We start from the raw sequence: 12,955 nt of genomic DNA on the forward strand, positions 1-12,955 counted from the left end.
TTTTAACGCATCTTATATGGATCGGCACGATGTGGGAGCGACTGCGGCATTTTGCTCCGGGTGGCGCGGGAGCGGCATGCGCCCCACCGCTTCAGTCCAGCGACGGACTACATTCACGCGCCATCTCAGCGACTTTCGCCGGCCGCTCCATCGCCGCGAGCCGCTGCAACGCCACGAGTCCGAACACCGCCAGCGCGCAGCCGAGCAGCAAGTCGGCGCGCACGCCCGAGCGATCGACGATCGCGCCGCCCACCGACGAGCCCAGCGCGATCGCCACCTGAATCACGCTTACGAACATCGCCGACCCCGCTTCCGGCAAATCGGCCGTGCCGCGCTGGATCCATACGGAGAAGCACAGCGGAATCGCGCCGAACGCGATGCCCCACATCAGCATGGCGGCGATTTCGCCAACGCGCGAATGTTCGAGCACGATCATCGCCGAGAGCGCGCACAGCAGGAGCGCCGACATTGTCGCCACGGAGGACTTCAGGCGCTTCGCGATCACGAGCGACGTCAGCGCATTCGAGAAAAAGCCGATCACGCCAAACGCGAGCAGCAGCAGCGTGATGGCGCTCATCGCGAAGTCCTGCTGAAGCAGCGGCGTGATGAACGTATAGGTGGAGAAGTGTGCGCCGAACACGAGCGCGACCATCAGCATGCTCAGGCGCGTATGCGGGCGACGCAGCAGCGCGACAAAGTCCGCAATACGCAAGGCGACCGCCGATGGCAGCGAGGGCACCAGCAGCGCCTGCGCGATCAGCGCCAGCGCGACGAGCCCGCCCGTCACGAAAAACGACATGCGCCACGACGCAAAGCCTGCAATAAAGGTGCCGAGCGGCACGCCGATCACGGTCGCGCAGGTCACGCCGGTGAGGATGATGGCCGTGGCGCGCGCAGCGTCGCTGACATGCACGAGGCGCCCCGCCGCGGCGGTGGCGAGCGTCCAGAAGCCGCCGAGCGCCGCGCCGAGCATTGCGCGGCCGATCAGCATGACCGCGAAGTTCGACGAGATCGCGCAAACGATATTCGATACGAGCAGCATGGCCGTGAGCAGCAGAAACACCTGCCGCCGGTCCATGCGCCCGGCGAATATCATGAGGCCGGGCGCGAAAATCGCGGCCATCACGCCGGGCGTGGTCACCATCAGCCCGGCGGTGCCGGGCGTCACGTGGAGGTCGTTTGCGATCTGGGTGAGCAGGCCCACCGGCAGAAACTCGGATGTCACGAACGCAAAGGCACTGATCGCCACGGCAAAAACCGACAGCCATTGGCGCAGCGTTGTTTCGTCGTGCTGTGGGGGTGCGAGAATGGGTGAACGGTCGTTCATGATTCGATGACTGTTGGGTGGAGGGCGAATAATAAAATCGATTGTTCGGAAAATACACGCTAAAAATCGGCGATATTCGCCAATTCAATTGAGCGCGGGGGAATGGCGTTTAACTTAACATCAAAGAATAAAACGTGTGCGGCCTCGCGATTGGCGGGGTCGGCAACAGGGTTATGAACGGAATATGACGGCTCGCGCCCCGGTGCGATTCCGGGGCGGATGTGGGTATTTTAGCGGAAAAATAATTATCGATATTCCAGACGCAGATAAATCGCCCAGGAATATTCAACGCGAATTCACATTATCGAACCGCGCTGCGCTACGTATTCAGGCTTCGGCGCCCTCGCCCTGCGCATCGCGGCCCGCGATCTTCAACTGGCGCAGCTTGTGGTAAAGCGTCTTCTTCGGCATGCCGAGGTCGGTGCTCGCATCAGCGACGTTGCCGTGATTGCGCCGCAGTGCGTCCTCGATCAGCATGCGCTCGAAGTACGCGAGTTGATCCGCGAGCGTGCCACCTTTGGCCGTGCCCTCGCCCGCCGAAAGCAGGCTGTCGCCGGTCAGCCCGAGCACGAAGCGGTCCGCGACGTTCTGGAGTTCGCGCACGTTGCCGGGCCACGGGTGCATCATCAGCTCGGACATCTGCGCCGCGCTCACCAACGGGGCGGGCGTGCCGAAGCGGCGCACGGCCGCGAGCACGAAATGCTCGAACAGCAGCGGCACGTCCTCGCGCCGCTCGCGCAGCGGCGGCAATTCGATCTGCGCGACATTCAGCCGGTAGAGCAGGTCCGAACGGAACGTACCTTCGGCCGAGAGCGCGGTGAGGTCCGCCTTCGATGCGGCGACGATGCGGCAATCCACCGGAATCAGCTCATTCGCGCCCAGCCGTTCGACCACGCGCTCCTGCAAGACGCGCAGCATCTTGATCTGTAGCGGGACCGACATCGTTTCGATCTCGTCGAGAAAGAGCGTGCCGCCATTGGCCCACTCGATCTTGCCGATACGCTTCTTGATCGCGCCCGTGAACGCGCCCGCTTCGTGCCCGAACAACTCGCTCTCGAACACCTGTTCGGGCAGGCCGCCGCAGTTCAGCGCGACGAAATGCGCGTCGCGCCGCGCGCTGAAATCATGCAGGCTGCGCGCGATCAGTTCCTTGCCGGTGCCCGTTTCGCCGGTGATGAGCACCGAAACAGACGTATTGGCGAGCCGCAAAATCTTCTTGCGCACGTCGGCCATGGCCGGCGACTTGCCGAGCACCAGCGCCTCGATGCCCTGGCCGTTGCGCAGCGTAGCGCGCAGCCCCTCGACTTCGAGCGTGAGCCGGCGCTTCTCGACGGCGCGCGCCACCCGGCCCGCAATCACGTCCGAAGAGAACGGCTTCTCGATGAAATCGTAGGCGCCCACGCGCATGGCGCTGACCGCAGTGGAAATATCGGCATGTCCGCTGATGAGCAGCACCGGAATCTGCGCGTCGACCGACATCACGTGGTCGAGCAGTTGCAGCCCGTCGATGCCGGGCATGCGCACGTCGGAGACGATCACGACCGGCGCGCCCGGCGCGACTTCGGCGTACGCCTCGGCGGCCGAGGCATATGCGCTCACCGGAAAGCCCGCGAGCGCGACGGCCTGTTCGACGCCGATGCGAACATTTTCGTCATCCTCAACAACCAGCACCCGAATCTCATCTTCCATGTTCTGTCCTTTGCGCTTCGGCTGCCGCGAATTCTATCGTGAAGCGCGCCCCGCCTTCGTCGCGGTTGGCGGCGGAAATCTTCGCGCCGAACCCTTCGATAATGCGCGACGTGATCGCGAGCCCGAGTCCGAGGCCTTGCCCTCGCGGCTTCGTCGTGACGAACGGCTCGAACAGATGTGCGAGCACCTCCGCCGCGATGCCCGGCCCGCTGTCGTCAACCGTGAAGCGGACGATGCCGCGCGAGTCGGGCTCGCTCGCCTCGATCGTGATGACACGCGCAGGCGCGTCGCGAACAGCGTCCAGCGCGTTGCCGAGCAGATTGACGATCACTTGCTGAAGCTGGCTCGATTCCGCATACACGGTCGTGCCGGGCGGAATCCGCACGGCGAGGCGCACCGCTTCGTCGCGAATGCGCGCGTCGTAGATGAGCCGCGCGTGCGCAAGCGCCTCGGCCAGCGACACGGCCACGCGCTCCACCTCCGGCTTGCGCGCGAACGCCTTGAGCTCGGCGGTGAGCACGGCCATGCTGTCGACGAGACGGCCGACGCGCTCCAGGTTGGCGTTCGCCTGCGCGGGCTGGTTGCGCTCGAAGAACGTGCGCGCGTTGTCGCAAAGCGTGCGGATCGCCACGAGCGGCTGATTCAGTTCATGTGTGAGACCGGCGGCCATCTGGCCGATCACGGCGAGCTTGCCCGCGTGCACGACTTCCTGCTGCGTGGCGCGCAGGCGCTGCTCGGTGCGCTCACGCTCGGCGATTTCCCGCTGCATCCGTTCGTTCGCATCGGTGAGCGCGGCGGTGCGCTGCACCACGGTCGTTTCGAGCTGGTCGTTCGCGCGGCGCAGCGCCTCCTGCGCATTGAGCTTTTCCTGAATCGTGCGGCGGCGCTGGAGCGCGTACAGCGCATAGAGCACGGCGATCAGAAACATGCCCGTCACGAACCCGAACGCAATGCGCTGCTGACGCCGCGCGCCGGCGGTGTCGAGCAGCACCATGATCGTGTCGCCGCCCTGCGGCGCCGGACGCGACATCACGAGATAGCGGGCGGTGCGGCCCGCGCGATGCGGATCGGGGAACAGGCCGAACCACGCCGCGCCGTTCCAGTCGCCCATGCGCCGGTACGGCAACACCTCGACCACGCGCCCCGCGTATTGCCGCGACGCCTGGATGCCGCGCTGCTGCTGCGCGGTGATCGCGCGCATGGCGCTGAACTTCCATGCGGGCTCGGTGGAGATCACGATCACGCCGTTACCGTCCACCACCAGCGCCGCCTCGGCGGGCGTGCGCCACGCCACTTCGAGCGCGTCCACGCTGACCTTCACCGCCACCGCGCCGAGCGGCCTGCCGGCCGCCATGTCGCCGGCCACCCCGCCTTCGGGCACGACGTTCGCGAAGTACAGGCCGGGCACACCGGTGTTCGTGCCGATGCCGAAGAAGCGCCCGCGGCCGCGCGCCAGCGCGTCCTGGAAGTACGGGCGATACGACACGTTGGTGCCGACAAAGCTCACCGGCTGGTTCCAGTTGCTCGCGGCGATCACGGTGCCGTGCGCGTCGATCACGTCCACGGCGCCGCTGCCGACGTCACGGTTGACGGCTTCGAGATAGGTGTTGACCGCGGGCAGCAGGCCCGCCTTTTCGTTGGGCGGCGCGTTGAGCAACGCGCGCACGCTGTCCTGGCGCGCGACGAGCGCAGGCACCATTTCGAAGCGCCCCAGCTCGCTCGTCAGGCTGGAGGCGTAGAGGTCGAGCCGGTGCGCGCCGACATCGGCGAGCGCATCGATTGCCCGGTTCCAGGCGAATTCGACGGCGGCGAACGCCGCCCCCACATACAGGACGGCCGCCGCCGCCCATCCCCACCATGCGATTCCCTTGTAGCGCTTGTGCACGTTCTCCCTCGTCGATGGACCGCCGCCGGGCAGCGGACGGCGCAGCGGCTGCGCGCCGGATGCGCCGGCGCCGCCATCGCGAGGGCGTTCACAGCAGACGGCGTTCAAGCGCCGAAGTGCGCGAGCAGGATGAGCGTCACGGTCACGACGATCGCGCCGCCAATGCGCGTGGCGATCTGCGCGAACGGCATGAGTTGCATGCGGTTCGCGGCGGTGAGGATCGCCACGTCGCCGGTGCCGCCCTGGCCGCTGTGGCACGCGTTCACGATTGCGGTGTCGATAGGGTACATCTTCATCAGGCGGCCGACCACGAAGCCCGTGCCCATCAGCGTCACGACGGTCGCCGCGATCGTCACGACATTGACGAGCGTGAACGCGGCCATCAGCTTGTCCCACGGCGTCATTGCCACGCCGATCGCGAACAGCAGCGGATACGTGACCGCCGTGGAGAAGAACTTGTAGACCACGAACGCGCCTTCCTGGAGCGGCGGCGAAACGGCGCGCGCGAGCTTCACGAGCACGGCGAGGAACAGCATCGCGACCGGCGCGGGCAGGCCGAACAGCTTGTTCGCCATCAGGCCGATCAGGTACAGCGTGATCGCGGTAATACCCGCCGCCGCGATATGGCCCACGTCGACGTGCCCGCGAGCTTCCTCGTTCGACTGCGCCATTTCCCCGAGTTCGCCGACTTGCAGACGGCCATTGCCGGTCAGATGCGGAAAGCGCTTGCCGACCATGTCGAGCGCGCCGGAGAGAATGATCGCAATGAGGCTGCCGAGCATCACGGGCGGCAACACCTGGGCGAACAGATCGCCCTGCGCCACATGCATGATCTCCGAATAGCCGACGGAAAGCGGGATCGCGCCCTCGCCCACGCCGCCCGCCATGATCGGCACGACGATGTACAGCAGCGTGTGCTTCGCGCCGAGGCCGAGCGCGGTGCCCACCAGCGTGCCGACGATGGTTGCCGCAACGGTGCCCGCCGCGAGCGGAATGAAGATCTTCAGGAAACCCTGGATCAGCACGCGCCGGTCCATGCTCAAAATGCTGCCGACGATGATCGACGCGATGAACAGGTAGAGGAAGTTGGTCTGCTTCGTGAACTCGACCGTGACGTGCAGGATCGGCTTGGGCAGCACGTGATAGTAAGTGAGCGCCGAGGGCACGAAGGTCGCGAGGATCGCGGCCGCGCCGATGTTGCGCAGGAGCGGCAGGCGCTTGCCGAGTTCGGCGCAGGTGAAGCCGAAGAACGCGAGCACGGCGATCGCCATCGAGATCTCGCCGGGCACCTTGCCGGTCACGGCGAAGCCGCAGATGAGCGCGAACAGGATCACGTAGATCGGCAGCGGAATGATGCCGATACGGATTTCCATGAGCTTCCACCAGCCTTCGGGCCAGAAGCGGGTCTTGTTGGCGGCGGCCTGCTCGGGCAGCGCGTGGGATGGGGCGGATGCGGATGCACTGTTCTGCACGGATGTCTCCTTCGTTTTCGCTGCCGGACGGGTCGCTTTGCCGGTGCTCGTTCTGAAAAAGGCGACCGGCTGAAGGCCGCCGGAGCTTGATAAAGCAGCAGTCGTGCCAACCCGTGTCCAAACGCTGAAAATCCGCCTAACCCATTGATTTATATGAATCCTTCTGATGTGACCCTGAGCGGCGCAGCGGCTCTGCACGCTGAGATTTCAGAATCGGAGAAGTTCGCAGGCTGAAATCTCAGCCTCGCGAATCGAGCGGCGCGTCATACGCCGTCCAGGACACCCGCATTGCGCGCCCGTGCCCTCGCCTGCGCGCGACCGTCTTCATCGGCGTGAGAGGGGATCGACGGCCAGACCAGCGTTTCGAACTGATCCGGCGCAATCGGCGTGGAGTACAAAAAGCCCTGCGCGAAGTCGCAGCCGATCGCCTTGAGAAAATCGCGCTGCTCGACCGTTTCCACCCCCTCGGCAATGACCTGGATGCCCAGCTTGTGCGCGAGCACCACCATCGCCTCGCACAGCACCTGATTCTCTTCGTCGACGCTCAGGTTCTGCACGAATGAACGATCGATTTTCAGGTAATCGATATCGAAGCGCTTGAGATAAGCCAGCGACGAATAGCCCGTGCCGAAGTCGTCGATCGAAATACCAATGCCCGAGCGACGAAAATCCAGCAGCTTCTCGTCGATTTTCGATTCGGCGTGCAACAGAATGCCTTCGGTGATTTCCACCGCGATGCACTGCCCCGGCATGCCCACCTGGTCGAGATAGTCGTGCCAGCGCGCGCACATCGCGCTGTCCTGGCGAACCTGCACCGGCGACATGTTCACGCTGATCTGGAACGACCCGTCGTAGCGCTCACGCCATTGCCGCGCCTGTTCCAGCGCCTGCCGGAACACCCAGTCGCCGATCGGGACGATCAGCCCCGTATCCTCGGCCAGCGGAATGAAATCGAGCGGACTGACCGTGCCCCGCTCGGGATGCAGCCAGCGTATCAGCGCCTCGGCTTTGCAGACGCGTCCGGTGGCGAGATCGACCACCGGCTGGTAAAGCACGCGCAACTGATGCCGAGGCAACGCGGCGCGCAGGTCGCTCGTGAGGCGCAGGCGCGTTTCCGCCTCCACCTGCAAATCGGGCGTGAAATAGCTAAAGCGGTTGCGCCCGGCGCTCTTGGCCGCATACATGGCCTGGTCGGCGTTCTTGAACAGTGCGTCGAGCTCGCTCGTGTCGTCGGGGAACACGGTTACGCCGATGCTCGCCGAGATATAGACCTCGTCCGCCCCGAGCTTGAATGGTTCGGTTAGCTTACGATTGATGTTGCGCGCTATGCGCTCGACGACCTCCATGTCCTCCAGCCCGGGCAGGATCACCGTGAACTCGTCGCCGCCAAGCCGGGCCACCGTGTCCTGCTCGCGCACGCTGTCGCTGATGCGCCGTCCGGCCTCGATCAGCAGCACGTCGCCGGTGTCGTGCCCCAGCGAGTCGTTGACCTCCTTGAAACGGTCGAGGTCAATCAGCATCAAGGCCATGCGCCGACCCAGATGGCGCGAGTGGGCCGCGTCCTGATTGAGGCGATCATGAAACATCTGCCGGTTCGGCAGGTTCGTCAGCGCGTCGAAATTGGCCTGTTTCCAGATGGTCGCCTCGAACGCCATGCGGTCGGAGAGATCGCGGCCCACCGCCAGCACCGAAGTGATCGTGCCGTCACGATCGATTTCCGGCGTGATGCGAATGTGGGTGCATTGCTCCTGCCCATCCTTGCCGGACCATCTCAGCTCGAATTGCGTGCTTTTCCCGCTTGCCAGGACTTCGCCGATTTTCTTTTCATAGAGCAGCGCGTTAGGGCCACCCGGCAGCTCCGAGGGCCGCTTGCCCAACGCGTCGGCCGCATGGCACCCGGCCGAGGCACAGAACGCGGGGTTCGCGTAAGTGCGGCGCAGGTCTCGGTCGTAGCGCGTGATCGTGTCTGGCGAGTTTTCGATCAGGGTGCGCGACTCGCGCTCGCGCGCGACAAGCTCCGCTGTGCGATCGACCACCGTCTGTTCGAGCGAGGCGTTGATCTCGTTGATCTTCTCGATCTTCTGCTTGATCGCGCCGCGCATGCGCTCGAAGCGGTGCGCAAGCCTCGCCAGTTCATCGCGCCCGCCGGCCGGGCTTTGCGCGTCCTGCGCTTCGTCTTCGGCCGCGCCCGCCGCGTCGCCGGCGTCGTGCATCTTGCGCACGAGATCCCGAAGCGGCGCCGAAATACTATGGGAAATAAACCAGGCCAGAAAGATCGACAGCAGAAAACCGGAGATGCCCACCAGCACGATCTGGTTGCGCACCGCCTGCGCTTCCGCGGTCAGATTCTTTTCGGCAATCGTGCTCACCACGAACCAGGCGGTGCCGGGAATGCGCGCATAGGCGGCCAGGTAGCGCTCGCCGTGACGGCCTGCGAATGCGAAGCAACGGCTCGCCTCGCCGGACGCGCCGTTGCGCGCGATCTCCTGGACGAGGCCCGCCTCGGGCGTGTCGCGGCCACTGGCGGCCAACGCGTTCTCGGCGCTGACGATCAGTTTGTCGTGGCTCGAATCGAACACGAAGATATTCGTGCCGCTGCCCGAAGCGACGTCATTGAATATGGTCGAAAAGTATTCCGGACGAACGACCAGAACCAGATTGCCGATCTTCCTGTTGTTGCTCTTGTCGTAGATGGCGCGCACCATGCCCAGGTTCTGCTGCCCGACGCCGTTGTCGTAGCTGCCCCAGTAGGTGCGCTCGTGCGCGGCTTGCGCACGCCGCACGAGACTCGTCACGCCCTGGGTCAACTGCGCAAACGCTTGCGTGTCGAGAATCCGGTCTTGCCCGTCGAGCAAATACTTCTGGTTGATGAAATCGACCGACCCGTAGTGCTCAAGGAGCAAACGCGCCATATCCTGTCGCGCCTCGCTCTGCTCCCTCGCGCTGCCGCTCGCCGCCATCGCGAGCGCGCCCTGCACCCGGTTCGAGAGCACCAGCAAGTTGCTCTCGGTTTCGATCTGCTGCATGCGCAGTTGCACGTTTCTCGAAACCTGGCGCACGACCTCTTTCGAGAATATCTCCGCATTCTCCTTGATCGCCGCGATCGATTTCACATACGAAATGCAGCCCGAAATAAAGATGGGCAACAGCGACAGCAAAATGAAAGCCGTGATCAGCCGATACCGGATTTCAACGCTGCGAAGCAGGTCCTGGCTCAGGTGGTCGAAAGCGCGCCGCAACAGCGCGGAAATCGAATTCATTTGTAATGCATCTTCGCTTCAGTCTTCACCGATTCATCCAGGCGCTGCGCGGCCTGCCTGGGCGTCATTTTCCTGAGCAGCACGTCCTGCATCAGTTTGTGCAGGAGCTCAATCGTATTGGAAGGGAGCGACGAATAATAGGGGCTGGCCGTTACGGGAAAACGACTGACCGCATTGGTATAGTCGACGATTTCCGGGTCGCTCACGACCGTTCCCGCGCCTTGCTGAAACGGCGAGATGTTGTGGCGTTTCCTCTGAAGAATCGGAAAACCCCTGGCGGCGATGAATTCCAGAAAGCGCATGGCGGCGGCCTGGTTGGGCGTTTCGCAAACCGCGAAGCCCGTTTCGCTGCCCAGCACGGGCACGACTGTCTCGCCTTTGGCGTTCCATGGCGGAATGAATACGCCCACCGCAAAGCGGTTGCCATGCATCATGAGCCCGGCGGCCCAACTGCCCTGAAACGCCATGGCCACCTTCCCTTCCTTGAACAGGCGTATGCCTTCGTCATAGCCCGTGGTCATGAACGCGGGTTGCACGTAGCCGCGCTCGGGCAGCAAGGCGAGCCTCGCGAAGATCTCGGCAACGGCCGGCGTATTCAGATTCAACGTGCCGTCCGCCATTTTCGCTTTCCAGTCGGGTTCGTGCGCCACGACGTTGTTGGCGAAACCGGAAGCAAAGGGGCCGTTGCCCAGCATGTTCGGAAACCCGCCGTTCCACATGATGGGGACGAGACCCGCGCGCTTGAGCTGGGCGCACACCTGCATGAACTCCGCGAAATTCGTCGGCAGCGCCTTGATGCCTGCCTTCGCGAACATCTCGCGGTTGTAATAGATCATCGTCGTCGCAACGCCGCCCGAAACGCCGAACCCCTTGCCGCGGCGGCTCGTCCAGTCGCCCTTGAGCGGCGCGAGCATGGTCTTCCACGCCGCCGTCTGACTGACGTCGGCCAGCACGCCCTGGTCGGCCAGTTCGGCTGCGTAAGCGTTCGGATTGATGCTGACGAGATCGGGCAGCGTGCCCGCCGCCACGCGCGGCTTGATATTTTCTTCGACCGAGTTGCCGATCATGAACTGAACGTTCACGTGCACGTCGGGATTGCGCTTGCCGAACTCGGAAGCGATCTCGAGCATCTCTTCCGGCCAGTCGGGCGCCCATATCAGCGCGGTGATGGTCGTGCCGGCGGGCGGCGGCTCGCTGCCCTGAGTCGCGTTGCGCTCATGGCAACCCGCGAGAACCAGCAAGCCGATCAGTCCGGACAGCAGCCAGGCAAACTTGATTCCTTGCACGTCACGCTCGCGTATGAGTTCGGGAAAAGCGGCTTGGGCGTCGGGAGTCCCGCACATCTCTCACGCCCGCCAGATTAAGCGTGCCGGGTTATCGCAACCACGAGGGAAAACGGGTCGATGGGCGCGATAAGGGAGCCAGCATGCATATCGGCAAAAACCGCGCGCCGCTTGAGGGGGCGAGGCGTTCGGCAAGCGACCGGCAAGCCACTACCGGCGCTCACCATTTGCGATCGAGCGTGTTATTCCGACGAGCCGGCGAGCGGTTTGTCTTTGAGCGAGGACGCGTATTGCGCGAGCAGCCAGCTTCGCATCTTCTGGCTCGTTTCCCACCGGGCGCTCGCCTGGGGCAGCAGGACGTAATAGCCCAGCGACAACGGCAGCGAAAAGTCGAACAGGCGTTGCAGTCTGCCCGCCGCGATATCGCGCTCGACGAACTGCTCGCTGGTCAGCGCAATGCCGTGTCCCGCGATGGCGGCGTCGATGGCAAGCGACGACTGGCTAAAACGCGGCCCCTTCAACGCGCCCATCGGCCTGGTGTAGCCGAGCGCGCTGAAGAACTCCGGCCAGAGATCATGGGTGTCGTGCAGCAACACATACTTTTCGAGGTCGGCGACCGTGGTGACGGGCGCGTCGTGCTTGAACAACTGCGGACTCGCGACGGCGAATACATGCAGCGGAAACAGCAGATCGCTCACGAGCCCCTTGGCGAACGGCGGCTTGCCGAGCCGCACGGCGATATCCACGCCGTCCGATTTGAAGCTGCACAGCGCGACGTCCGCGATCACGCGGACATCGATCTCCGGATGCGCCTCGCCGAAGTCCGCCAGCCTCGGGATCAGCCATTTCGAGGCGAACGACGGCGTCGTGCTGATGGTGAGCGAAGCCGAGCGCCGGTTCAGCGCCTCGGTGGCGTCGGACACGATCGTGAGCGCGCGTTGCACGGCGACGAAGTACGTGTGACCTTCCGCGGTGAGCGCGAGGCCCCGTGATAGCCTTTCGAAGAGCGGCAGGTCCAGCGACTCTTCCAGCAGACGCACCTGTTGCGCCACCGCGCCCTGCGTCACGCCAAGCTCCTCGGAGGCGAGCCGGAAATTGAGGTGCCGGCCGGAGGCCTCGAATGCGCGCAGGGCATTGAGCGGCGGGAGGCGGCGTGACTTCAGCGTATACATGAGGCAGCAGGGAATCGAGACAGTAGATATTCTACTGTCAGACCGTAAAAAACATCATTCGACAATTCGATCATAACGCCATAAATTCCCCATGAACACCCGCCGATTGCGGCCAGATCGCCCTCACGGCGCGCGCAATCCACTCAAGGAGAAAGCAAGATGGCAGTAGAAAAAGTCGCACTCATCACGGCCGCCGGCAAAGGCATGGGCGCGGCCATCGCGCGTGAACTGGCGGCGCAGGGCTACCGCCTCGCGTTGATGTCGCCGTCGGGCAGCGCGAGCGCGCTCGCCACGGAGTTGGGCGGATTCGGCATGACCGGTTCGGTCACGGAGGCCACCGACATCGACCGCTTCGTCCAGGGAACGCTCGACAAATACGGCCGCATCGACGCCGTGGTGAACAACACCGGCCACCCGCCCAAGGGCGACCTGCTCTCGATCGACGACGAACAGTGGCACCTGGGGCTCGACATCATCGTGCTCAATGTCGCCCGCGTGCTGCGTCGCGTGACGCCTGCGTTTCTCGCCCAGGGCGGCGGCGCGGTGGTGAACATTTCCAGCTTCGCGGCCGACGCGCCCGAGCAGGCCATGCCCGTTTCCTCCGCGCTGCGCGCCGCATTGAGTTCGTTCACTCGCCTCTATGCCGATCGCTACGCCAAAGACAATATCCGTATCAATTCCGTACTGCCAGGCTTTATCGACAGCTGGCCCGAAACGCCGGATATCGTCGCCCGCATTCCCGTTGGCCGCTTCGGCAAGACCGGAGAGATCGCTAAGACGGTGGCATTCCTGCTCTCCGATGGCGCGGGCTACATCACGGGGCAGAACATTCGCGTGGATGGCGGCATCGTGCGCGCGCTGTGACCG

Annotated in this window: 8 protein-coding genes; 1 reads left to right on the plus strand and 7 read right to left on the minus strand. The window is 64.2% G+C overall.

Annotated features, from left to right (window positions below; all coding sequences use genetic code 11):
- Positions 1-91 precede the first annotated feature (91 nt).
- The 7 genes from C7401_RS15025 to gcvA all read right to left on the minus strand — a co-directional run bounded on the left by C7401_RS15025 (position 92) and on the right by gcvA (position 12,088).
- Positions 92-1,327, minus strand: a complete 1,236-nt coding sequence (locus C7401_RS15025) for an MFS transporter (RefSeq protein ID WP_112172184.1) — start codon at positions 1,325-1,327, stop codon at positions 92-94.
- A 327-nt stretch (positions 1,328-1,654) separates the two neighbouring features.
- A complete protein-coding gene (locus C7401_RS15030; protein ID WP_112172185.1) occupies positions 1,655-3,016 on the minus strand; it encodes a sigma-54-dependent transcriptional regulator in 1,362 nt (453 codons plus the stop codon).
- Positions 3,006-4,901 carry a sensor histidine kinase gene (locus C7401_RS15035; RefSeq protein ID WP_112172400.1) on the minus strand — a complete coding sequence of 632 codons (1,896 nt, stop codon included), beginning with the start codon at positions 4,899-4,901 and terminating at the stop codon, positions 3,006-3,008. Before C7401_RS15035 ends, C7401_RS15030 begins: the two co-directional genes overlap by 11 nt.
- 104 nt (positions 4,902-5,005) lie before the next feature.
- Entirely contained in the window at positions 5,006-6,334 is a 1,329-nt protein-coding gene (locus C7401_RS15040; protein WP_112172401.1) for a 2-hydroxycarboxylate transporter family protein, read from the minus strand.
- 302 nt (positions 6,335-6,636) lie between these two features.
- Positions 6,637-9,633 carry a bifunctional diguanylate cyclase/phosphodiesterase gene (locus C7401_RS15045; RefSeq protein WP_112172186.1) on the minus strand — a complete coding sequence of 999 codons (2,997 nt, stop codon included), beginning with the start codon at positions 9,631-9,633 and terminating at the stop codon, positions 6,637-6,639.
- Positions 9,630-10,919 carry an ABC transporter substrate-binding protein gene (locus C7401_RS15050; RefSeq protein WP_258397076.1) on the minus strand — a complete coding sequence of 430 codons (1,290 nt, stop codon included), beginning with the start codon at positions 10,917-10,919 and terminating at the stop codon, positions 9,630-9,632. Before C7401_RS15050 ends, C7401_RS15045 begins: the two co-directional genes overlap by 4 nt.
- 239 nt (positions 10,920-11,158) lie before the next feature.
- Complete coding sequence (gene gcvA, locus C7401_RS15055) at positions 11,159-12,088, minus strand: transcriptional regulator GcvA (RefSeq protein WP_112172188.1); 930 nt, start codon at positions 12,086-12,088, stop codon at positions 11,159-11,161.
- Positions 12,089-12,247: 159 nt separating this feature from the next.
- Here gcvA and C7401_RS15060 point away from each other — a divergent pair, with 159 nt between their 5' ends.
- Complete coding sequence (locus C7401_RS15060) at positions 12,248-12,952, plus strand: SDR family oxidoreductase (protein WP_112172189.1); 705 nt, start codon at positions 12,248-12,250, stop codon at positions 12,950-12,952.
- The last annotated feature ends 3 nt before the right edge of the window (positions 12,953-12,955 follow it).

The organism is Paraburkholderia unamae (assembly GCF_003268775.1).
Classification (GTDB): domain Bacteria; phylum Pseudomonadota; class Gammaproteobacteria; order Burkholderiales; family Burkholderiaceae; genus Paraburkholderia; species Paraburkholderia unamae.